Origin of the sequence: Halorientalis litorea (genome assembly GCF_023028225.1) — an archaeon.
Taxonomy (GTDB): domain Archaea; phylum Halobacteriota; class Halobacteria; order Halobacteriales; family Haloarculaceae; genus Halorientalis; species Halorientalis litorea.
In genome coordinates, this window is record NZ_CP095482.1 from 1,804,608 (window position 1) to 1,825,435 (window position 20,828).

At 67.4% G+C, this 20,828-nt stretch carries 20 protein-coding genes and 1 tRNA gene; 11 read left to right on the forward strand and 10 right to left on the reverse strand.

Features of this window, described 5'->3' with window-relative positions; genetic code table 11:
• Nucleotides 1-113 precede the first annotated feature (113 nt).
• A complete protein-coding gene (locus tag MUG95_RS09780) occupies nucleotides 114-857 on the reverse strand; it encodes a DUF726 domain-containing protein (RefSeq protein ID WP_247006115.1) in 744 nt (247 codons plus the stop codon).
• Between the two features lie 167 nt (nucleotides 858-1,024).
• Here MUG95_RS09780 and MUG95_RS09785 point away from each other — a divergent pair, with 167 nt between their 5' ends.
• Nucleotides 1,025-1,642 (forward strand): DUF309 domain-containing protein, encoded by a 618-nt coding sequence (locus MUG95_RS09785; RefSeq protein ID WP_247006116.1) that lies wholly within the window; start codon nucleotides 1,025-1,027, stop codon nucleotides 1,640-1,642.
• On the opposite strand, the gene azf is transcribed toward MUG95_RS09785, so the two are convergent.
• Nucleotides 1,639-2,400: an NAD-dependent glucose-6-phosphate dehydrogenase Azf gene (gene azf, locus MUG95_RS09790; protein WP_247006118.1), complete on the reverse strand. Its 762-nt coding sequence runs from the start codon at nucleotides 2,398-2,400 to the stop codon at nucleotides 1,639-1,641. The genes MUG95_RS09785 and azf overlap by 4 nt on opposite strands.
• Before the next feature lie 71 nt (nucleotides 2,401-2,471).
• Nucleotides 2,472-3,086 carry a translation initiation factor IF-2 subunit beta gene (locus MUG95_RS09795; RefSeq protein ID WP_247006120.1) on the reverse strand — a complete coding sequence of 205 codons (615 nt, stop codon included), beginning with the start codon at nucleotides 3,084-3,086 and terminating at the stop codon, nucleotides 2,472-2,474.
• Nucleotides 3,087-3,222: 136 nt separating this feature from the next.
• On the opposite strand from MUG95_RS09795, the gene MUG95_RS09800 reads away from it, so the two are divergent.
• From MUG95_RS09800 to MUG95_RS09810, 3 genes are all read left to right on the forward strand, one after another.
• The gene (locus tag MUG95_RS09800) at nucleotides 3,223-3,570 is read left to right on the forward strand and encodes a dihydroneopterin aldolase family protein (protein ID WP_247006122.1); all 348 of its coding nucleotides are present in this window, start codon (nucleotides 3,223-3,225) and stop codon (nucleotides 3,568-3,570) included.
• Nucleotides 3,571-3,612: 42 nt separating this feature from the next.
• Complete coding sequence (locus tag MUG95_RS09805; RefSeq protein ID WP_247006124.1) at nucleotides 3,613-4,629, forward strand: DUF7544 domain-containing protein; 1,017 nt, start codon at nucleotides 3,613-3,615, stop codon at nucleotides 4,627-4,629.
• Between the two features lie 102 nt (nucleotides 4,630-4,731).
• Nucleotides 4,732-5,187, forward strand: a complete 456-nt coding sequence (locus tag MUG95_RS09810) for a DUF5790 family protein (RefSeq protein WP_247006126.1) — start codon at nucleotides 4,732-4,734, stop codon at nucleotides 5,185-5,187.
• Here the strand turns inward: MUG95_RS09810 and MUG95_RS09815 are convergent.
• The 3 genes from MUG95_RS09815 to MUG95_RS09825 are packed head-to-tail and all read right to left on the reverse strand — an operon-like array spanning nucleotide 5,184 to nucleotide 8,459.
• Complete coding sequence (locus tag MUG95_RS09815) at nucleotides 5,184-5,933, reverse strand: creatininase family protein (protein ID WP_247006128.1); 750 nt, start codon at nucleotides 5,931-5,933, stop codon at nucleotides 5,184-5,186. The genes MUG95_RS09810 and MUG95_RS09815 overlap by 4 nt on opposite strands.
• Nucleotides 5,934-5,963: 30 nt before the next feature.
• Nucleotides 5,964-7,898 (reverse strand): ABC transporter ATP-binding protein, encoded by a 1,935-nt coding sequence (locus tag MUG95_RS09820; protein WP_247006136.1) that lies wholly within the window; start codon nucleotides 7,896-7,898, stop codon nucleotides 5,964-5,966.
• 45 nt (nucleotides 7,899-7,943) lie between these two features.
• Entirely contained in the window at nucleotides 7,944-8,459 is a 516-nt protein-coding gene (locus MUG95_RS09825) for a DUF192 domain-containing protein (RefSeq protein ID WP_247006138.1), read from the reverse strand.
• An 83-nt stretch (nucleotides 8,460-8,542) separates the two neighbouring features.
• Here MUG95_RS09825 and MUG95_RS09830 point away from each other — a divergent pair.
• Nucleotides 8,543-8,616: transfer RNA gene (locus MUG95_RS09830), tRNA-Val, on the forward strand.
• A 317-nt stretch (nucleotides 8,617-8,933) separates the two neighbouring features.
• Here MUG95_RS09830 and MUG95_RS09835 read toward each other — a convergent pair.
• Complete coding sequence (locus tag MUG95_RS09835; protein ID WP_247006140.1) at nucleotides 8,934-9,365, reverse strand: acyl-CoA thioesterase; 432 nt, start codon at nucleotides 9,363-9,365, stop codon at nucleotides 8,934-8,936.
• Nucleotides 9,366-9,509: 144 nt separating this feature from the next.
• On the opposite strand from MUG95_RS09835, the gene MUG95_RS09840 reads away from it, so the two are divergent.
• From MUG95_RS09840 to MUG95_RS09850, 3 genes are all read left to right on the forward strand, one after another.
• The gene (locus MUG95_RS09840; protein WP_247006145.1) at nucleotides 9,510-10,232 is read left to right on the forward strand and encodes a hypothetical protein; all 723 of its coding nucleotides are present in this window, start codon (nucleotides 9,510-9,512) and stop codon (nucleotides 10,230-10,232) included.
• Nucleotides 10,232-11,536, forward strand: a complete 1,305-nt coding sequence (locus MUG95_RS09845; RefSeq protein WP_247006153.1) for a hypothetical protein — start codon at nucleotides 10,232-10,234, stop codon at nucleotides 11,534-11,536. Before MUG95_RS09840 ends, MUG95_RS09845 begins: the two co-directional genes overlap by 1 nt.
• Nucleotides 11,537-11,692: 156 nt before the next feature.
• Nucleotides 11,693-15,760 carry a PAS domain S-box protein gene (locus MUG95_RS09850; RefSeq protein WP_247006160.1) on the forward strand — a complete coding sequence of 1,356 codons (4,068 nt, stop codon included), beginning with the start codon at nucleotides 11,693-11,695 and terminating at the stop codon, nucleotides 15,758-15,760.
• Between the two features lie 154 nt (nucleotides 15,761-15,914).
• On the opposite strand, the gene MUG95_RS09855 is transcribed toward MUG95_RS09850, so the two are convergent.
• On the reverse strand, nucleotides 15,915-16,310 hold the full coding sequence (locus MUG95_RS09855; protein ID WP_247006162.1) for an ArsR/SmtB family transcription factor: 396 nt from the start codon (nucleotides 16,308-16,310) through the stop codon (nucleotides 15,915-15,917).
• A gap of 185 nt (nucleotides 16,311-16,495) precedes the next feature.
• Between MUG95_RS09855 and MUG95_RS09860 the strand changes: the two genes are divergently transcribed.
• The 3 genes from MUG95_RS09860 (at nucleotide 16,496) to MUG95_RS09870 (ending at nucleotide 18,774) form a co-directional block, all read left to right on the forward strand.
• Nucleotides 16,496-17,794, forward strand: a complete 1,299-nt coding sequence (locus MUG95_RS09860) for an FAD-dependent oxidoreductase (RefSeq protein WP_247006164.1) — start codon at nucleotides 16,496-16,498, stop codon at nucleotides 17,792-17,794.
• A 63-nt stretch (nucleotides 17,795-17,857) separates the two neighbouring features.
• Entirely contained in the window at nucleotides 17,858-18,226 is a 369-nt protein-coding gene (locus MUG95_RS09865; RefSeq protein WP_247006166.1) for an Ig-like domain-containing protein, read from the forward strand.
• 140 nt (nucleotides 18,227-18,366) lie between these two features.
• Complete coding sequence (locus tag MUG95_RS09870; RefSeq protein WP_247006168.1) at nucleotides 18,367-18,774, forward strand: ArsR/SmtB family transcription factor; 408 nt, start codon at nucleotides 18,367-18,369, stop codon at nucleotides 18,772-18,774.
• Between the two features lie 62 nt (nucleotides 18,775-18,836).
• Here MUG95_RS09870 and MUG95_RS09875 read toward each other — a convergent pair whose 3' ends face one another.
• Nucleotides 18,837-19,694, reverse strand: coding sequence for an ABC transporter permease (locus tag MUG95_RS09875; protein ID WP_247006169.1), 858 nt, complete (start codon nucleotides 19,692-19,694; stop codon nucleotides 18,837-18,839).
• Nucleotides 19,691-20,740 (reverse strand): ABC transporter ATP-binding protein, encoded by a 1,050-nt coding sequence (locus MUG95_RS09880; RefSeq protein WP_247006171.1) that lies wholly within the window; start codon nucleotides 20,738-20,740, stop codon nucleotides 19,691-19,693. The genes MUG95_RS09875 and MUG95_RS09880 overlap by 4 nt, the downstream gene beginning before the upstream one ends.
• Between the last annotated feature and the right edge of the window lie 88 nt (nucleotides 20,741-20,828).

Sequence of the window (20,828 nt, forward strand, 5' to 3'; positions counted from 1 at the left end):
GGCGTGCCCGACGACCTCGGCGCGGCCGCCCCTGACTCCGGGTGAGGAGCCGGACGGGGCCGGTGGCTCGGGAACCGTGGCGGTCAGACGCCGTGTGGCCCGTCACGACGAGTTCACCGTCCGTCGCCGTCCCGGAAATCGTCGACCACGCGGCCGAGACAGCCGCCGTCCTCACGGAGGTACGTGAAGTGGTTCGACACCTCGTCGCTCACGTCGTGTTCGGTGTAGTTGTCCGGTGGTGTGCCACAGACGCCCCGGACGCCCAACGCTCGGTCGCCGAGTTCGGCGGGGCGGTAGAGCAGGCCGAGCGTGAACTCCCACGTCATGTGGTAGTTGTGGACCGTTCGGGCACCGTCGCGGACGGCCTCGTAGTACCGACCGTCCTCGGCCACGGCGTCACAGCCGACGCCGGCCCCGAGCATCGAGAGCGAGCGCACGGACTCCCCGCGCGCGGTGAGTTCGTCGAGACAGGCCAGCGCGGGCCGTGCCCCCAGCGAGTGGCTCACGAGACGGACCGTCGTGTCGGGGTGGTCCGGGCGGTAGTCACAGAGCCACTCGGCGAGTTCCCCTCCCTTTCGGGCGGCGAGTCGCTTGCTCGACTGCCACAGTGGGATGTTCGACGGGTAGGAAAACCCAACCACGTCGGCGTCGTAGTCGGCCGCCGCCACCGCACCGCGGACGGCGTTGGCCTGGTCCGGTGCCGCGCCGGTCACCAAGTCCAGCCACCCGTGGAGGTAGATAATCAACTCCGCGGGGTCCTCCGGGAACGCCCCACGCGCCTCTGTGCCCCGTATCATCGGGAAGTCGTCGGGGGCGTCGGTACCGAGCGACGGGAGTTCGAGCAGGCTCCGAAACATTGTTCGATGACCGTCGGCCGCCACCACCCACGGCACCCGACGGTTGACTCTACCGGGTGTTCTCACCCCCCTGTCTATTCTCTTTCGCCTCCGATGGGAGGCTGGCCCGCCGGCGCGCCAGCAGTCGACAGCGCAACCGATTTGCGCGTGGCGGTCGGAATCGGGGTATGGAGTCGTCCCTCCGGGCGGGCCTCGCCGTCTACAACGCGGGCGACTACCACGAGGCCCACGACGCGTGGGAGGACCACTGGCTGGACCTCCCAGAGGGGACCGACGACGAGCGGTTTCTCCACGGCCTCATCCAGTTCACCGCGGCGGTCCACCACGCCCACGAACGCCAGTGGGGGGGTGCGACCGGCCTCGCCGACAGCGCGCGCGAGTACCTCGACGGCCTCGGTCCGACCCACCGCGGCGTCGCCCTCGCGCCCGTCCGGGAGTTCCTCACCGCCCTCGCGGCCGACCCCGAACTCGTCGAGCGACGCCATCCGCCGACCCTGACCCACGGGGGTGAGCCACCGACACTCTCGACGCTCGACTTCCCGGCGGCGGCCGTCGCCGCCGCGGTGTACGCGGAGGCTGGGCCGTACGACGAGGCGGTTCTCGAACAGGCAATCGAGTACGCGCGTGCCGACCTCGACGCCGGCGAGGAGACGAGCGACTTCGTGACGTTCGTCTTGGACTTCGCCCGTGACGCCGAGCACCGGGGTATCGTGCTCCAGCGTCTCGGCGAACACGTCGACCGGCGGGCGCGACGCGACGCGGACGTGGACGGCCTGTTCGACTAGTCGATTCGCTCGTCGCCGTCCCACTCGGCGGAGTTGTCTTTCGGCTCGTAGCCCAGCGCGTCTTTGGCGCGCTCGATGGAGTAGTACTTGCGGTCGTTGTCGGAGATGCCGTAGACGATTTCGAAGTCGTAGTCGGCTTCCAGCGCGCACTCGTGGATGTGGGCGCAGTCGCGGTAGGAGAGCCACATCGCCTGTCCGCGCTCGTAGTCGATGGGCGGGTGACCTTCGGTGAGGTTCCCGATGCGGATGTTACAGACGCTGATGTCGTGTTCGTCGTGGTAGTAGCGGCCCAGCACCTCGCCGGTGGCCTTCGAGACGCCGTAGAGGTTGCCGGGGCGGGGGAACTCCGTGCCGTCGAGGCGGTAGTCGTCGCCCGTGCGGTACATCTCGGGGGTGCGCTCGTCGGTTTCGTAGGCACCGACGGCGTGGTTCGAGGAGGCGTAGACGAACCGTTCGACGCCCGTGTCGACGGCCGCCTCGTACATCTTCTGGGTGCCGTCGATGTTGTTCGAGAGGACGCTCGCCCACGGCGCGGAGGGGCGTGGGTCGCCCGCGAGGTGGATGATGGCACCGACGCCCGCGACTGCCTCCCGGACAGTCTCCTCGTCGACGACGTCGCCGACGAGGTACTCGTGGTCCGGTTCCGTCGCTGGGGGGCTGTGGAACATGAGCCGCCAGTCGTACTCGTCGCCGAGTCCCTGTAGGATAGCCTCACCGACGCTCCCGCCCGCACCCGTGAGTAACACCGGGTCCTCCATTCGCCTCTATCTGAACCGGGGCGTCAGTAAGTAAGGTACGGTTCGTATCAGTTCCCGTTACTGTCCCGACACTACTGCACTGGCCGGGCGAACGCGAGCGTCCCGCTGATGTTGTCGATGTACACGTCCAAGATGTCGCCCTCGCTCGCGCCGGTGACGAAGATGCGGTACTTCCCCTTCTCGGCCACGCCGTCGCCCTTGCGGCCGGTGCCGGTAATCTTGACCTCGTAGGTTTCGCCCTCTTCGAGTGTCTCCTCGGTCGTCTGGGTAGTGTTGCTGGTCGACCCCTTCTCGACGGGGCGGAAGGCACCGCAGGCCTCACAGCGGAGCATCTGTGTGCGGTCCTCGGTGGTGAGTTTCGTGTCCGGCAGGCCACACTCCGAACAGATGACGTACTCTTTGGCGTAAGCGTCGAGGACGGCCTCGAAGTCGTCGGCGTCGAACGACCCGTTGTATCGGCTTCGGCCGTCCTCGAACTGGCCGTTGGTCCCGAACTCGCGCTGGATGAACCGGTGAACGTGTTCCGGTTCCCGCGAGAGGGCGTCGGCGATGGCCTTGAGATTCGTCAGCCGCGTGAACGCACCGTCGGCTTGGGCGGCGGCGTCGGGAATCTGGAGTCGCTGCTGGCTTGCCGTGCGCTCGGGCAACTCCTCGTAGGCACGGTCGAGACTCGTGTCGTAGTCCATACGGCCGGGAGGCGACCACGACGTAAGTGGATTCCGTGAGTCGTGATACCGCGACCTGTATCACCGACGCGGCGGTCGGCTCCCGCCCGACCCCGTCGAGGGGAAGGGACTTGTCGCCGCCGCCGTTGGGTCGTGTATGGACCCGACCGACGCGCAGGCCGCCTGCTTCGAGGCGGGCATCAAGTTCGGTTCGCTGTACCACCAGTTCGCCGGGACGCCGGTCAGCCCCGCGAGTGCCGACTCGCTCGCGGCGGCGATGGCCGACGCCATCGAGAACCAGCCACACTGCCGCGAGGTGACCGTCGAGGTGCTGACCGAGGAACTCGCCGCCGCACTCGCGGACGGCCCCGCCGACTACACCGAACTGACCGGTCGTTTCCTCGACGTGAAAATCGTCGTCGCCTACGAGGGCGTCGAAGTCGTCGCGGAGATGGCCATGCAGGACGGCTACCCGCTGATGCAAGTCACGGACGTGCGGAACTGACGCGTTCAATCTTTTTATGCTCCCCCGTCGAACCGACAGCCGATGGCCCTCCACGCAGTCGACAACCTCTCCGACGCTGTAGAGGCGACCAAACGCTTCCTCCTCCCGTTCGACGCCGGTCGGTGGCTCAGACTCGCCGTCGTCACGTTCTTCGTCGGCGGCTTCGGTGTCAGTTTCCCGGGTGGCGGTGGCGGTAGCACGCCGCCACCGGAGAGTGTCGACGGTGAGGCACCGTCCTCACCCGGCGAGGCACTCGCGGCCGTCCCCGACGATGTCCTCGTCATCGCGGCCGCCGTCGTCGCCGCCGTGGTTCTCGTCGGACTGCTCTTGGGGTTCCTCGGTGCCGTCTTCGAGTTCGTCTTCGTCGAATCGCTCCGTTCGGAGCGGGTCCGCCTCCGCCGGTATACGGGCAAACACTGGCGGCGCGGCCTGCGCCTGTTCGGTTTCCGCCTCGCCGTCACGCTGGTCGGGTTCCTGCTCGTCGCCGGCGTCGGGGCACTCGCCGCCACGACGCTCGTCACCGGGCCGATACCGACGTGGGGAGCGACCGACGTACTGACGTTGCTCGTCGTCTTGCTCCCGGCCGCGTTCGTCGTCTTCGCGCTGACCGGTCTCGTCAACGGGTTCACGACGGCGTTCGTCGTCCCCGTCATGCTCCTCGAGGAGCGGTCGGTGCTGGGCGGGTGGCGTCGGTTCTGGCCGACGCTCCGGGGGAACCTGAAACAGTACGGTGCCTACGTCCTGCTGGCTCTCGTCCTCACCATCGCCATCGGCCTCCTCGCGGGCGTCGCCGTCGGCATCGGTGCAGTGGTCCTCGCCATTCCGTTCGCCATCGTCGGTGCCATCGTCGTGTTCGCCGCCGGCGCGTCGTTCACGACGCCGGTTCTCGTCGTCGTCGCCGTCCTCGTCGTCGCGTACCTTCTCCTCGTGTTGACCCTCGCCGCGTTCGTCCAAGTCCCGCTCCGGACGTTCCTGCGGTACTACACACTGCTCATCCTCGGGGACACGAACGAGACGTTCGACGTGATTCCCGACGCCCGGGCGGCGGTCCGAAGCTAACCGTCGCCGCCTGTTCCGTCCAGTGAGCCGTTCGTTCTCCTGTGGTTTCACTTTCACCGTGCCCGGATGGCGTTTATATGTTCGGCGGCCGAACGGTCAGGCATGAGTCAGGCGACACTCGACGACGACGAACTGTTCGGTGAGGCCGCAAGCGAGATGCGCGAGGACGTGGAGGACTCGCTGTCGAAGGCCCGCGCGGCCCTCCCCGAGTCGGACACCATCTGGGACGTCGACGCCGACAACACGCTCGGTGTCCTCAACGGTCTCCGGTCGGCACTCGACCCGGAGGACGCCGAGGACCACCTCCGGGACGCCAAGAAGTGGTACACGATGGGCGAACGCGCCGACGCCTTCGAGGACGCCGCCGACCTCGCCGAGCAAATCGAGGCCATCGAGGCCGTCTTCGAGGACATCGAGGACGCCCACGAGCAGGTCAGCGACCTCGCGAGTACGGTTCCGGAACTCCGCGGCGCGCTCGACGATGCCCACGAAGCGAGTGCCGACGCCGACGCGGAGGCCGACGCGGACGAGGCCGACGAGGCCGAAGCGGCCGACTAACGGTGGTCCGGGACCGTCACGTCCCTGTCCGCGACCCGCGCCAGTAACGCCGCCAGTGCCGCACACGCCTCGTCGAACAGTCGCTCGCCAACGCGTTCGCTCCCCTCCCGGGGGTCCCCCACCGCTCCGTTCTCGCTGAACTCGGCCGTGTCGTACGCGAGGTTCACCCCACCCTCCCAGTCGCCCCAGCGGTCGGCCCCGTTCTCGGCCGCCGCGTCGAGGCTGTCCTCACGGACCAGTTCGGGGTGGAGATGCCGGAGGATGCTCGTCTCGACGGGACCGCCGTGGCCCATCTCCACGTCCTCGGCGTCCACCGCGTCGAACCACGTGAACGGGACGGCGTAGGCGTCGGTGTCGCGGGTGACGCGCCCGCACAGTTCCCGGAGCGCGTCGACGTTGCCGCCGTGGCCGTTGACGACCACCACGCGGTCGAACCCGTGACTGGCGAGGCTCTCGACGGTCTCGCGCACGTAGTCCCGGAAGGTGTCCTCGCTGACCCAGAGCGTCCCGGTGAACTGGCGGTGTTCCTCGGCGACGCCGACGGGGATTGCGGGCGCGACGACCACCTCCGTTTCGTGTGCGTCCTCGAACTGCTCGGCACCGGCCGCGGCGACGGCCTCGGCGGTGAGAGCGTCGGTTCCGAGCGGTGCGTGCGGGCCGTGCTGTTCGGTCGACCCGACCGGCAGGACGGCGAGGGCCGTGTCGGCGGCGTCGGCGTCGGTCCACGTGGCCTCGGCGAGGTGCATACCGGGCGTTCACACCGGGGACCCAAGAAATCAGTCGTCGCTCTCGGTCTTGGCCCGCCGCTGGGACGCCCGTTCGACGAACTCCTCGGGCAACTCGTCGATTTCGCCCGCCTGCACCGCCCAGAGGTTCGCGTAGAGGCCGCCCTCGGCGAGCAGTTCCTCGTGGGTACCCTGCTCGACCACGCGGCCATCTTCGAGGACGGCGATGCCGTCGGCGTCCTTGACCGTCGAGAGCCGGTGGGCGATGGCGAAGGTGGTGCGGTCCTCGGCGAGGCGGTCCAGCGACCGCTGGATGAGCATCTCTGTCTCGGTGTCGACGTCGCTGGTCGCCTCGTCCAACACGAGGATAGCGGGGTCTTTGAGGATGGCACGGGCGATGGCGATGCGTTGCCGCTGGCCGCCGGAGAGTTTGACGCCGCGTTCCCCGACCTCCGTGTCGTAGCCGTCGGGGAGGTTCGTGATGAACTCGTGGGCCTCGGCGCGTTTGGCGGCCTCGATGACCTCCTCGCGGGTGGCGTCGAAGGTGCCGTAGGTGATGTTCTCGGCGACGGTACCGTAGAACAGGAACGTCTCTTGACTGACGTAGCCGACGCGCTGGCGGAGGCTCCGAATCGTCGCGTCGCGCACGTCCGTCTCGTCGACCCGGATTTCCCCGTCGTCCACGTCGTACATCCGGAGGAGCAGTTTCAGGACGGTGGACTTGCCCGCGCCGGTCGGTCCGACGAGCGCGAACGTGTCGCCGCCGTCGACGCTGAACGACACGTCTTCGAGAATCGGGTCGTCGTCGTACCCGAAGGAGACGTCGTCGTACTCGACCCGGCCGTCCTCGACGGCCAACTCCTCGGCGTCGGGGTCCTCGACGATGCGGGCGGGCGTGTCCATCAGGCCGAAGATGCGCTCGGCGGAGGCCCGGGCGCGCTGGTACATGTTGATGATTTGGCCGAACTGTGCCATCGGCCAGATGAACCGCTGGGTCAGGAGGATGAACGTGACGAACTCCCCCGTCGAGAGCGGGAGCGTGAAGAACCACGGAGCCTGTCCGGTCGTCTCGACCGACAGCACCCAGAACCCGCCGATGGCGAACGTCAGGACGAAGCCGACGCCGGAGATGACCCGCAGGCCCGGGAAGAAGACGATGCGGGTCTTGATGGCACCCCAGTTCGCGTCGAAGTAGTCGCGGGACACGTCCTCGACGCGGTCGGACTCGTAGGATTCGGTGTTCGCGCTCTTGATGACCTGAATCCCGCCGAGGTTGTTCTCCAACCGCGAGTTGACCTTCCCGACGGAGGAGCGCACGTCGGCGTACTTCGGCTGAATCGTCCGGATGAACCGGTAGGTGAAGTAGGCGATGAGCGGCACCGGCACCAGCGCGACCAAGGCGAGTTGCCAGTTTATCCAGAAGAGGATGCCCGCGATGCCCAGCACCATGACCGCGAGCCGGAACGCGGAGTTCATCCCGTCGTTGAGGAAGTTCTCCAGTCTGTTCACGTCGTTGCTGAGGATGGACATCATCTCGCCGGTCTGCTTGTCGGCGAAGAAGTCCATGTTCAGCCGCTGCATCCTGTCGTAGGTGTCGGTCCGGATGTCGTGTTGGATGCGCTGGGCGAAGGCGTTCCAGCCCCAGTTGCGGACCCAGTGGAACCCGGCACCGAGGAAGAAGGCGACGGCGATGACGCCGATGGTCACCAGCAACTGCTCCGTCTGCGTCGTCGGGAGCCACGCCTGCGGGACGCCGAGCAGGCTAAACGCCTTGTCTCCGCGGATGATAGCGTCGATAGCGAGGCCGAGGAGGACCGGCGGCAACAAATCGAGCAGGCGGGCGGCGATGCTGGCGACCAAGCCGACACCGAACGCGCCTGCGTTCTCCCGGCCGTACTCGCCGAACAGTCGCCGCATCGGGTTGTCGGTCCGCTCGCGCGCCTCCTCGAACGGGTCGTCGTCCGTGTCGGCGGCACCGATATCCATTACCTACAGCAGGGCCTGAAACCGCAAAAGGCCGTCGCACCGGGGTCAGGCCACGTCCTCGGGAAGCCGCAGTTCGTCCCCGACGGCGATACCGGTTGCGTTGGTGTAGCCCCGCGGGACCTCCAAGACGTACTTGCCCTGTCCTTCGTAGCGGGTCAACTCCCCACCGCTGGCGTCCGGTTCGACGGCGGCGTGGTGGACCGTGGTAATCGTCCCGTTCGGGGCCGCGAACACGATGTCGAGCGGGAACGACATGTTCCGCATCACGTAGGCGTACTGCCCCGCCCTGTCGTGGACGAACAGCATCCCCTGTCCCGGTTCGAGCGACGCCGTCTCGCTGAGGCCGACGATACGTTTCGCCCTCGTGTCGGCGATGCGAACGTCGACGGTAGCCAACTCCGTCCCGTTCTCGTCGGCGACGGTGACCGTCGCGTTCCCGTACCCGTCGGAGACGGACGGCGGGCCGAAGAGACCGACGAACGCACCGCTCTGGACGGCGACCGCGGCGGCGAAGACGAGGAACAGGACCCCCGCGAGGGCGGCCGCTGGTCTCTGTACCATACCCGACTGTCCACCGAGAGGTGGGTAAGACTGTCGGACCAGAGAGTAAGCGTTATTCATCCCGGTCAGTATCTCCCGAGTACGGGTTCGTGGTCTAGTCGGTTATGACGCGGCCTTTACAAGGCCGAGGTCGGTGGTTCGAATCCGCCCGAACCCACTCGATTTTGTGACGAGCGGACGTGAGGAACAAATCGAGCCGTGAGGGCGATTCGCGGCCCAGAGGACGAGCGAAGCGATGTCCTCGTGGTTCGAATCCGCCCGAACCCATTTTTGCCGCGAACACCCCGTGAGCGGTAAATGCGGTCCGTGGACTCGAACGAGAGAAACGAGCGAACGCCGTGAGTGAGTTTCGCGTGGTTCGAATCCGCCCGAACCCACTGCCGCTCGGCACGAACGACTCGTGAGTGTCGAGCAAAGCGTTCGGCGGCGCGAACCGGACGAGTCGCGTACAACGTCGTATCTCGGCGTCGTCGTTCAGCAGGGGGCGTCTTCCAAGAGTCGCCGCCCCCGGTCCGTTTCGGGGGCGATATTTGGGACAGAGACCGGGTCACCGTCCTCGTTGACGGCGACCATGACGAAGCACGCCGACGTGGTACGCTGGGTATCGGTAGTACGCGGGTCACCGCTCTCGACGGTCACTCTGACTTGGAGACTGGTGTCTCCCGTATCGAAGACGTACGCCGAGTACGTCGCGACGTGACCGACGGGGATGGGGTTCTCGAACTCGACGCTGCTGATGCGAGCGGTGACACACGTCTCGCCCGCGACTCGCATCGCGGAGACTGCGGCGAGTTCGTCCATCAGTCGGACTACCGTTCCACCGTGTGCGTTCTCGTAATTGTTCGCTTGGCCGGGTTGGACCCGCTCGGTCGACGTCAAGTGTGAATCGAGTACTGAGACAGCCATCCTGACCTAGTTGGGCCGACAGAACATAAGCTCGTGGCGGCTGTCCGCACCTCGTGCGGACGTGTCCATCGCGGCCGGCCTCGTAATCAAAAGAGCCGTTGAACCTATCACCGCCGTCTTGTACCGGTTTGCCGTAGGGGACGTATGGACAGACGTGAGTCGCTTACGCTACTCGCCGGTGCGGCCGCGACGCTGGCCGGGTGCAACGGGTTGGCTGGGAGCTCTAGCTCGTCATCGGATGTCGCAGGGAACGGCGAGCGGACGGTCACGGACGGCCCCTCGTCCGGGACGGAGACGGACCCCGAGGCACTGCTCGTTCGTGTCGACAGCGACGGCAAGCCGGTCTGGCTCGCCGACTCCGACGGGGACGGTCAGCCGACGCCGCGTCGCCGGGAGCGACATCTCGACTCGGTCGTCGTCGATACCGATGCCCGCGCGGACCGGCTCTCGATGGCCGACAGCGTGGACGCCGAAGCGGTTGGGTCGTTCCTCGACGCGACAGACTTCGACGCCGAGGCGGTGTACGTCGAGACGATTCGGGTCGAGGAGTGTTTCCGACTCGACCTCTGTCGCATCTCTTGGCAAGCCGACGAGGTGTCGACGGATTACAGTCGGCGTACCCGACCCTACGACGAGCGGTGTGGTGTCGACGAACGGGTCTTCGAGACGCGACTCATCCGCATCCCAGACCCCCTCGACGCCGACGGCGTGCACGGCCACAGCACCTCTATCGGGACCGGTGCGTGCCACCGAAGCCGTCCCGGCCCCGATGCCGAGGTCGGCGACAGTTCGGGCGTGGCGACCGCTCCCGAGAGCGGCGAGGCGACACCGGCCGAGGACAACGCGACGAACGGGGGTGGGCAGTGATGCGTGACGGGACGCCATCGACCGAGGGGACTCACCTGACCCGTCGTGGCCTGCTGGCCGTCGCCGGTGCGAGCGTCCTCGGGGGCTGTAGTTCCCTCGACGGCCTGGCGAGCGACAGTGAGTCGACGATTCGCGCGTACGACTTGCCGGACGTCGACGCGGACTCGATTCCAGAACCGGTCGTCGCGCCCTCGGTACCCGTCGACATCCACCCCGGATACTTCGCCAGTACCCGTGACCGGGTCACCAGTCTGCTCGCCGAACTGCCGACGCCGCTGGGACCCGACGACGTTCCGAACGGCCACGTCCGCCAACGTCTCACCGACGCCGCGGCGGCAGCCACCGAGGGACTCGACGAGGCACGCACCGCTCGGACCGGACTGGTCGCGCTCCAGTCGCTCCGGGATGCGCGTGAACACGCCCGGTACGCGGCCGCCGGGTGGGCCGTCGCCGACCGCGGCCTGTCGGTCGACCCGCTCCAACGGGAACACGGGCGGGCCGTCACCGACGCGCGGTCAGTCCGGAACGACCACGAGTACGTCGGGACTGACCCCGTCGCGGCGGCACTGGTCCACGCCCGCATCGAGGACGCGCTGGAGTGGGTGACCGACAACGACCGGCCCCACACCCACAACGAGGGGGAACTGCTGACCGTCGCCGAGTGGGGGGAGACGGCCGAGTTGGCGCGGGCGTACGTCGCCGATGCCCGGCACTTGGACGACCGGCTTACCGCGTCGCTCCCCGACGACGCAGGGACCGTCGAGGGCGTCCTGACGCGGGCCGCGGAGTCGCTGTTTGCCGACATCCGCTCGCGTCGCGCGGCCCTCCCGCCGGAACCGACCGCCGAGGACTGGGGGCTCGTCGAACGAACCGTCCACGAACTCCGTCGGCAGGTCGACGACCCGAGGCAGGCCGGCGACGCGCCCGGACCGGCGAGTGCAGTCGTCGACGCGACCGACCGTCTCGCGAAGTTCCGAGCCTTCGACCGCGTCCGGGAGCGTGTCGACGCCGGGGAGATAACCAGTGCCGAGAGTGCCGAGGCGGTTCGCGAGGCCCGCACCACTGCCTACGACGCCCTCGACACCGCACTCGAAGAAAGTCCGGACTCTGGGTTGGCGCGGACAGTCGTCAGCGACGCCTCGTGGCGCGTCTCACACGCCGACCGGGAACTCTCGCGGTTCCGCGGTGACATCTCCCACGGGCGACTGGATAGCGTCCTCGAAGACTACATCGTCGCGACGGCCGTGGCACGGGCGACGCCGGCGGCCTGCCAGCAGACCGTCGACGCGCTCGAAACGGCCTGAACGACGACAGAACGGGAGGACACGCACGACTGGGACTCGACCGACAGTCAGCACCGCCGGGAACACCCGCTGTGTCACCCCCGACCACGGTCAGTCGTGCGGGTGCTTATTGTCGTTCGTCGTGTTGGTTACTAATAATAACGTGATGCGCTACCGATGACACTCGCGCACGGGACACTTCAAGTGGCCACATTGGGGGGCCGTGACATCGCCGAGCGACTCCACGGTACGACGACAGACGCCGGGAACCGACTCACTGCTACGCCACGAACACCGGACGAACTGTCCGAAACCGACGACTTCGACTGTCTCCTCCTCGACCAGTGCCGCAGTACGGACTGGCAGGATACGTTGCGCCGAGTGAGCGAGACACACTCCGAGGCTCCGGTCGTCGTCCTCGTCGCTGCGGACGCGACAACTGACACAACAGCGGCACTCGAGGCGGGCGCGAGCAGTACGCTTCCCCGGTCGCTGCCCGCGACAGACCCTGGCACTGTCGTGGCCCATCTCGAGACGATCGTCGAGGGGCACGCGACTGGCCACCGGGGCCGACGGCGGGAACGCGAGTACGAGCAGATTTTCGACGGCGTCAACGACGCTATCGCCGTCCACGACCCCGAGACTGGCGACATGCTGGCGGTGAACGAGACGATGTGCGACATCACCGGCTACGACGAGGAGGCCCTCCTCGAACGCGGGGCGGAGGGGCTGACAGTCTCGACCCCGGAGTTCGACCCCGAGCAGGTCTCGTCGGTCATCGACCGCGTGATGGCTGGCGAAGCTGTCGAACCGTACGAACAGGCGATAGAGACGGCTACAGGCACCACCAAGTGGTTCGAGGTGAATCCGACGCGTGCGGTCATCGACGGGGAAGAGCGGTTCCTCGCCATCTCCCGCGACGTGACGGCGCGCCGGGAACGGCAGTCTCAGTTGGCGACCGAACGCGACCGCTGGTCGGTGCTGTTCGAGAACACGCCGGACCCGATAATGGGCGTCGAGTTCGTCGACGGCGACCCGTACATCACCGAGGTCAATCCGGCCTTCGAGGACGCGTTCGGGTTCGAGGCGGACGCCGCGACTGACCGGCCGATAGCGGACGTCATCGTCCCGGAAGACGAACGCGAGGGATACGAGGAAATCCGGCAGCAGGCACTCGCCGGGGAGTCGGTCGAGGCAGAAGTCCGCCGAGAGACCGACGACGGCCGCCGGACCTTCCTGCTCAGAGTGCTCCCGTTCGTGAGTGGCGGCGACCGCCACGCGTACGTCTGGTACACGGACATCACGGAGCGGCGCGAGCGCGAGCGTGCCATCGAGGAGGAGCGACAGAAGTACTCGACGCTCGTCGAGCAAAGTACCGACGGCGTCGCCGTCGTTCGGGACGGGGAGTACGTGTTCGTCAACGAGCAGTTCACCGACATCACGGATTACTCCGCCGAGGAACTTTTCGAGATGCCCTTCGAGGCGGTGTTCGCGCCCGAATCGCGTGCGCTGATACGCGAACGCTACGAGCGTCGCGTGGCCGGTGAGTCGCCGCCGAGTCAGTACGATGTCGAGGTGGAGACGGCGACGGGCGACCGGCGGACACTCGAACTGGCAGTCTCGCGCATCCGCCACGAGGGTGAACCTGCGACGATGGCGAACTTCCGGGATGTCACCGAGCGGCGCGAACGCGAACGGGCGGTCGAGCAACTCCAGACCGCGACGGAGCGACTCCAAGACGTCGACACGGCCGAAGCGGTCTACGACATCGCCGTCGAGACGGCACAGGACGTGCTGGGACTACCCATGACAGCCTGCTGGCAGCACCGCGAAGAGCGCGACCGTCTGGAGTACGTCGCGGGAACCGACCCCGTCGAGGCGATGGACGACGGCCCCGTCTCGTTCACGCCGGGCGACGTGGAGTACGAGGTGTTCGAGGCCGAGGACGCGACGACGTACAATCCGAGTGACCACCACCCACACAACCCGCTCGACCGGTGCATCGTCGTTCCGGTCGGTGACTGGGGACTGCTCGCCGCCGGCGAGCGCGGTCAGGACGCGTACGAACCGTACCTCGTCGACGTGATGCAGGTACTCGCGGGTCACACCGCGAGCGCGCTCGAACGCGTCCACCGGGCCGAACAACTCCGCGAGAGCGAACGCCGTCTCGGTGCTATCGTCGACCGCATCGACGAGGCGATATTCCTCGCGCCGGCGACCGAACTCGACGAGAGCGCTCCCGCTGCGGAGTTCGTGAGTTCCGGGTACGAGGACATCTGGGGACAGCCACTCGAGCGCATTCAGGAGACACACGACGAGGCCTTCTTCTCGACGCTCCACCCCGAGGACTACGACGGGTATCGCGCGTTCGTCGAGGGAATCGTCGCCGACATCGAGCGCGGTGAGCCACGCGACAGGTACACCCGCGAGTACCGCATCCGACGCCCCGACGGCGACATCCGGTGGGTCAGGTCGGAGTATTATCCGACGGACTGGGTAGACGACCGACCACGAATCATCGTCGCGAGTCGGGACGTGACGGCGCGCAAAGAGCGCGAGCAGACGCTCGAGTCCTTCCACGACGCGACGGCGGAACTGACGACTGCCGACACGGCCGCCGAAGCCAGTCGGACCGCGGTGGAAGCGGCGGCGAGCGTGTTCGACCTGCCGGAGACCGTTGTGTACCGGTACGACGACGAGTCCGGACGGCTCGACCCGGCGGCGACCGGACCCGAGTTACCGCCCACGGCGGAACTCGCCGCACTGACCCCCGAACAGGAACCCGCGTGGGCCGCGTTCGTCGACGAACGGATGCGACGAATCGAGGACGGTAGGGACGCGCTTACGGACGGCGTTCCGGACGAGACGGCACTCCTGTTCCCGCTCGGTGGTAACGGGCTGCTCGTCGTGTGGCAGCCGGGTGACTCCTTCGATACGGACGCCGCGAGCATTCTCGCCGCGACGCTCGAAGCGGCACTCAATCGACTCCGTGGCGAACGCCGTCTCGAATCCAGACGCGCCGAACTCGAAGCACAAACCGAGCGAGCGCGCCGCTTGGAGTCCATCGCGGAACTCACCCAGCGCGTCGAAGCCGCGATAACCACCGAGTCCTCACGGGAGGGTATTCAGGAGGCGGTGTGTGCCGAGTTGACCGACGTCGACCCGTTCGACGCCGCGTGGGTCGTCGAGGCGGAAGTCGGGACTGACATCCTGCGACCGCGAGCGACCGCCGGAATATCACGCGACGACGTCGAGCAGATTCTGGCAGACACGGACGCGACCGACGACCTGAACCCGGCGGCTGAGGCGTGGCAGGCGGGACGGTCCGCCGTCAGCAACGACCTCGTCGGGGGACGACGGCAGGGCGACTGGCGACAACGCCTCCTCCGTCGCGGTGTCAGGTCGGTCTGTTCCATCCCGCTCTCCTACGAGGGTGTCACACACGGCGTCCTCACGGTACTTGCGGACGAACCGGACGCGTTCGGTGACAGAGAGGTCGACGTCCTCGCACAACTCGGCACGTCTATCGGGTACGCAATCACCGCGGCCGACCGACAGCGCGCGCTCGAATCCGACGACACGCTCGAACTCGAGTTCCGGGGCGACGGGACGGACCTGCCGATGGCCCGTCTGGCAGGACGCCTCGACTGTCGGGTCCGTCACCGGCGGACGGTCCGCCGACAGGACGGGGCGGTCAGCGTCTACTACAGGCTCGAAGGCGACCTCCCTGAAGAACTAACGGCCCCGGCAGACGCCGTGTTGCCCGGCGACGTGACGGTCGTCTCACGACGGGACGGCGTGGCAGTCATCGAACGGCGTGGCTCGTCGTGGTTCGGGTCCTTGATATCCGAGTACGGCGGCCTCCTCCGTCGCGCCCGCGGCACCGACGACGGTGTCAGACTGGTCGTCGAACTCCCGAGCGAGACGGACACACGAACCATCGTCGAGCGAATCCAGGACGAACTCGTCGGGGTCGAACTCTACGCTCAGCGACACCATCGAGAGACTGGAGCGACACCGCGGGAACTCCACGACCGACTCGAACGGCGGCTGAGCGACCGCCAGTACGAAGCACTGGAGACCGCACAGGCGATGGGTTACTTCCAGTGGCCGCGCGAGAACAGCGGTGAGGACGTCGCCGACGCCCTCGGCATCACACAGCCGACCGTGAACAAACACATCAGGCTCGGTGAACAGACGGTGTTCGACCTGCTGTTCGGGTCTCACGATGGGTCCACGTCCTGAAGGCGAGACCGAAACGCCGCGGGGGACAGACGACGGGTACGTGTTCTCGGGGGGCCGTGGGTGCGGGGGCAGGGACGTGAATGTCGAACGGATGGCGGGCCGAAGCGGGAGAGGGCAGCGGGGACCGGTCGGCGGCTGATGACGGGCGGGAGCGTCAGTCGCTCGCAGCGTCTCGAACCCGAACGCTGCTATCGAACCCGTCTTCACGGACGCGGAACGCGACTTCGTCGAGAGCCAGACGGAACCCCTGTCTGTGGTGCCCGTCTGCCTCCGGCCGTACCCGCGACTCGACGACGCCAGCGTCAGTCAACCGGTCGAGTCGCCGGTATACCGTCGGGCGAGACATCTCACACTGGTCCGCGATGTCTCTGGCTGGCATCTCACCGCCGGCCAACGCTCGCAGGATATCACAGACGTACTCGTCACCGAGTAGGTCGAGGAGTTCCTCGACCGGGATATCCGGCGAGTCGTCCGACTCGTCGTGTCCACCCGGGGACCGGGCGGTGGGCGGTGCGGAACTCGACCGGGTCTGACTCTCGTTCACCGTCATCGAATAGGACAACGACCCGAACCCTCCACAACGTGGTGGCAACGCTGACTGACTGTGATGCCAACAGGGGGCTATCTATAATGACCGGGGCGCGGCAGCCGCCGCCGACGGTGCGGAGTCGCGACGGACTCGTCGGTTCTCAGAGCCAGAAACACGCGCCACCCGTTTAGGGGACACTCCGTCCTATGCTCGCTTATGGATACGCGGACACCGAGGCGTGCGTCGTCGGACGGAAGCCGCCGTTCGCGGGCGACCGACTCCCCAGCCCAGTCGGTGAGCGGATGACGCGGGTGCCAACCGACTGCGACAGTCTGCGACACGACGGGGGCCGACACGGACGGGCCGACCGGACGGTGCCCGACCACAGACACGACCGGCAGGTACTGGTCGTCGGTGACGACCTGACGGCCGCGACCGCTGCTGGGTTTCTCGAACAGGCTGGCCTCGACCCGGTACTGGTACCGCCCTCGAACGCAGGAACGCACTCGGCAACTGTCACGCTCTGGCACTCGGGGCTGGTACTGCTCGAACGGCTCGGTCTCAGGCGACCAGTCGAACGACTCGGCACGCGCCTCGACCGACTGAACTGCCCGTCTGCCGGGTCCTCGTGGGCGGGCGAACGGACGGACGTACCCACGCTCCTCGCCGTCCGGCGGGACAGCCTTCGGAACCTGCTCGACCGACGGGTCCGTGACCGCGTTCGGACGGTCCAGCGACCGGTGATAGGGGTCACACCGACCGCGGCGGGTGTCGACGTGACGTTCGACCACGGGCTGGAGGAATCCTTCGATGCCGTCGTCACGACGGACCCGAGGCTGCTGCCGGTGGCCGGGACACGACCCGGCTCGACGACCGTCCACGTCTGGGAGTTCGACTGGCCGACTACGGTTCCCGCTCCGAGCAGTCCGACGGAGGCGTGGGGACACGACCACGCCGCCTTCTCCGTTCCCGCCGGGGACGGGGCCCACGTTCGCCTCGTCTCGGTCGCCGAGCAGACACGCGCGACTCCCGTCGACGTCGAGGCACTCGACGCACAGTTCGGGGACCGCTTCGAGTCCGGGTCGTTCGGGAACCCGCTCACCGCCCTCGACCGGCACGCGCTCCAGTACCGGCAGTTTCCACACGCCGTCCCGGTGTCGATTCGCGCCGACGGCGTGGCACTCGCCGGTCCGTCGACACGCTCGTCGCTTCCGGGGGACTGCTTGGGAACTGCACTGGGGGTCGAGGACGCGTGGGTTCTCGCGGACACGCTCGCGTACGGCCCCTCGGAACGGGCGGCCGCACTCGCCGCGTACGAAACTCGCCGCCGCCGCCGGCAGACGGAACTGACGCGCCACGCGATGGACCAACTCCCGCTCGCCCGAACGCCGGCACGTCTCTCACCGCGACTGTCACGGCTGTGTGCCACACGCGCGCTCGCGTTCCGTCACGTCACTGGGGAGCCGACACCCGACTTCGCCCACGCAGTCCCTGATTCGCTGTGAGCGTGTTTCCGGCCCAGAAACAGTGGTCGCCGATATAGGTAGCCGGGGCCGCTACACGTACGTATGGCCCCCGAATTCCGGCGACAGAACCGAACCCGCGAGGCCGTTACGTTCCCCTCCACCGCCGAGCAACCGGCCGTCAGCGACGAGAGCGTCGTCGTTCGGAACTACGACAGCGCGGACGCACACGAAGTTACCGTCCGACTGCTCGACGCCGACGACGAGGTGGTGTTCAGTCAGACGAACGTCGTCCCTCCCCAAGCAGTCGTGAGCATCTTCGAGCCACTCGACCGGGGCGTGTACTGCGTCGAGGCACAGTTGACGGACGCTGAACTCGACAGTGCCGAGTGTCTCGTCGGGAGTGGGCCGGACGAAACCGCCCTCGTCGAACTCGGGAACGGCATCGTGAGTGTCGTCGACGGCATTCTCTAGACGGCCGCCCCGTCTAACGGCGAGGTCCGGCCGCATGCCGGTTCTGGTCGGCCAGTTGGCACCGGAGACGGACCGCTGTTTCCCGTTCTGAAACACTGCGGGTCGGTATACGTCGATGGAGTTGGAACTGACAGGTACTGATGGGAGAGAGCATCTTTCCGACGGAGTCGAACACCACAGAACCCGACCGGGAGCCGAGATTCGTACCGCTCGAAGACGCCGGTGCGATGCTCGACGCACTCGCCTCGGGGACGGCACGGACGATAGTCGCGTCACTGAGGGAGGAACCGAAGACGCCGTCAGTCCTCGCCGAGAGCGCGGGCACGTCGCTACAGAACACACTCCATCACCTGAGCCAGTTGGCGGACGTCGAACTCGTAGAGCCAGTCGACACCCAGTACTCCACTCGCGGGCGGGAGATGAGCGTCTACGCACTGCAGTCCGAACCGGTCGTCATCTGTGCCGGCGACGAGTCCGCCGACGCCGAGGTCGCGCGACTAACCGAATCGCAACCGTGGACGACCCCGGAGTTCGCCGAATCGGACTGACCCGGTTGCCGCCCGTAACTGCCCGTTCAGCGTGTGATGACACGTCGCCCCACGGACTGTGTTCAGTAATCGCCGAGGACGCCGAGTCGCCGCGCCCGTCGCGTCGCGTAGTGGAACACGACGTAGCCGCCCAGCAGGTAGCCGACGGCGACGCCGACGAGCAACGCGAGGTCACCGGGGCCGAACTCCCACAGTCGGACGCCGTCGACCATCGCGCGCTGGAGGAGCGCGCTCCCGTGTGCCAACGGGAGGACGCGCGTCCACGGCGCGTCCAGCACGGGTGCCGAAATCAACACGACGAAGCCGAACTGCAGCAGGTTCAGCCAGTTGCCGATTCGCTTGTACAGGACCGTGACCCCACCGGCCGCGAAGCCGAGCCCCAACACGGAGGTTATCGCCAGTCCCGCGACGACGACCACGGTCACGGGTTCGAGGCTGAGGTGCGTGCCCGTCAGCACGAGCATGACCACCAGCACGACGGCACTCGTGAGGAACGTCCGGACCACCTTCGCCACGCCCTTCAACAGCGCGACCGGTGCGAACCCGAACGGCGTCGTGATGTGCCGTTCGAGCGTCCCCCACTGCACCTCGCTGCCGATGTCGTTCGACACCGACGAGTACGCGCCGACGGACAGCGTCCACAGGAAGTAGCCGACGATGATGCCTTCGAGGGAGTCTGTCAGTGCTTGCCCCGCCAGCAGTCGCCCGCCGTAGAACAACACGCCGAAGAAAAACAGCGCGATGACGATGCCGCCGACCGCGTTGGCGGGGTAGCGGACGAATATCAGATACTCGCGGTAGAGTACCGCCCGCGCGAGGTGATAGTACGTGGCTGGTCGCGGTTCGGCGTCGGCTCTGCTGTCCGGCGGCGGCACGCTGTCTCCGTCGCCGGCCGTCGCCGACCCGGCGTCCCGGCTCACGGTGCCCCTCCCGAGTCACCGCCACCCGGTTGCAGTCCAGTCAGGTCGACGAACACATCCTCCAGTTCCGGCTGTACGGTTCGAACGTCCTCGACGGTGACGCCCGCCTCGCGGAGGACGGCCATCACGTCGTACAGCGCGTCACCCGCCGCGGCGACTTCGACCCTCGTGCGGCCGTCGACCGACTCAACCGTCTTGACCTCGAACCGGTCCCGGAGCGTCGCGACGACGTGGTCGTCGATGTCGGCACTCGTGACCCGAACCGCGTCGCGGTCGGCCCCGGACAGCAGTGCCGTCACCGTGTCGTCGGCGACGATACGCCCGTCGGCCATCATCACGACCCGGTCACAGACGTCCTCGATGACCGCCATGTCGTGGCTGCTGACGAGGATGGTGAGCCCCTCCTCACGCGCGAGTCGGCGCAGTTCCCGCCGGAGCGTCCGGGAACTCTCGATGTCGAGGCCGAGCGTCGGCTCGTCGAGAAAGACGAGGTCGGCACCGCCCGCGAGCACGCTCGCCAGCGACACCTTCTGTTTCATCCCGCGCGAGAGTTCCCGCACCGGTGTGTCGGCTTTCCCCGCGAGGCCCAGTCTGTCGAGCAGTCGGTCGTGCCGCGCCGCAACCGAATCCGGGTCGACGCCGTGGATGGTCGCGAAGTACCGCAGGTTCTCCCGGACGGTGAGCCGCCAGTAGTCGTTGCGCGCCCCCTCCAACATCGCGTCAACGTCGGCGTACGCCGCCCGCCGCCCGTCGGCCACGTCGGTGCCGAACACCTGGACCGACCCCGCGTCGGGGACGACGATGCCCAGCACGCACTTCAACAGCGTCGTCTTGCCGGCCCCGTTGGGCCCGAGCAGACCGACGATGGACCCCCGTTCGACCGTCAGGCTCACGTCGTCGACGGCGAGCACCGCGTCCTCGCCACTCCCGAACTGCTTCGAGACACCCTCGACCGCGAGCGCGGGGGTGCCGTCGCCCCCCGCGTCACGCCGCGTTGCCACGTCCGACTCGGCCCGCTCGCGGTCGGTCGCCGCCCTCTCTGCCATTGTCTCGGGTACGGGCTGAACGCTGATATATGCGTGCCCGGGACACCGGCGGTGTCGTGCGTGCTGTCGCCCACGGCAAATGACGGAC

Bases quoted from the DNA above. Each gene is read 5' to 3' on its own strand.
- MUG95_RS09780 (WP_247006115.1), bottom strand. From the start codon at position 857: ATGTTTCGGAGCCTGCTCGAACTCCCGTCGCTCGGTACCGACGCCCCC.
- MUG95_RS09785 (WP_247006116.1), top strand. From the start codon at position 1,025: ATGGAGTCGTCCCTCCGGGCGGGCCTCGCCGTCTACAACGCGGGCGAC.
- azf (WP_247006118.1), bottom strand. From the start codon at position 2,400: ATGGAGGACCCGGTGTTACTCACGGGTGCGGGCGGGAGCGTCGGTGAG.
- MUG95_RS09795 (WP_247006120.1), bottom strand. From the start codon at position 3,086: ATGGACTACGACACGAGTCTCGACCGTGCCTACGAGGAGTTGCCCGAG.
- MUG95_RS09800 (WP_247006122.1), top strand. From the start codon at position 3,223: ATGGACCCGACCGACGCGCAGGCCGCCTGCTTCGAGGCGGGCATCAAG.
- MUG95_RS09805 (WP_247006124.1), top strand. From the start codon at position 3,613: ATGGCCCTCCACGCAGTCGACAACCTCTCCGACGCTGTAGAGGCGACC.
- MUG95_RS09810 (WP_247006126.1), top strand. From the start codon at position 4,732: ATGAGTCAGGCGACACTCGACGACGACGAACTGTTCGGTGAGGCCGCA.
- MUG95_RS09815 (WP_247006128.1), bottom strand. From the start codon at position 5,933: ATGCACCTCGCCGAGGCCACGTGGACCGACGCCGACGCCGCCGACACG.
- MUG95_RS09820 (WP_247006136.1), bottom strand. From the start codon at position 7,898: ATGGATATCGGTGCCGCCGACACGGACGACGACCCGTTCGAGGAGGCG.
- MUG95_RS09825 (WP_247006138.1), bottom strand. From the start codon at position 8,459: ATGGTACAGAGACCAGCGGCCGCCCTCGCGGGGGTCCTGTTCCTCGTC.
- MUG95_RS09835 (WP_247006140.1), bottom strand. From the start codon at position 9,365: ATGGCTGTCTCAGTACTCGATTCACACTTGACGTCGACCGAGCGGGTC.
- MUG95_RS09840 (WP_247006145.1), top strand. From the start codon at position 9,510: ATGGACAGACGTGAGTCGCTTACGCTACTCGCCGGTGCGGCCGCGACG.
- MUG95_RS09845 (WP_247006153.1), top strand. From the start codon at position 10,232: ATGCGTGACGGGACGCCATCGACCGAGGGGACTCACCTGACCCGTCGT.
- MUG95_RS09850 (WP_247006160.1), top strand. From the start codon at position 11,693: ATGACACTCGCGCACGGGACACTTCAAGTGGCCACATTGGGGGGCCGT.
- MUG95_RS09855 (WP_247006162.1), bottom strand. From the start codon at position 16,310: ATGACGGTGAACGAGAGTCAGACCCGGTCGAGTTCCGCACCGCCCACC.
- MUG95_RS09860 (WP_247006164.1), top strand. From the start codon at position 16,496: ATGCTCGCTTATGGATACGCGGACACCGAGGCGTGCGTCGTCGGACGG.
- MUG95_RS09865 (WP_247006166.1), top strand. From the start codon at position 17,858: ATGGCCCCCGAATTCCGGCGACAGAACCGAACCCGCGAGGCCGTTACG.
- MUG95_RS09870 (WP_247006168.1), top strand. From the start codon at position 18,367: ATGGGAGAGAGCATCTTTCCGACGGAGTCGAACACCACAGAACCCGAC.
- MUG95_RS09880 (WP_247006171.1), bottom strand. From the start codon at position 20,740: ATGGCAGAGAGGGCGGCGACCGACCGCGAGCGGGCCGAGTCGGACGTG.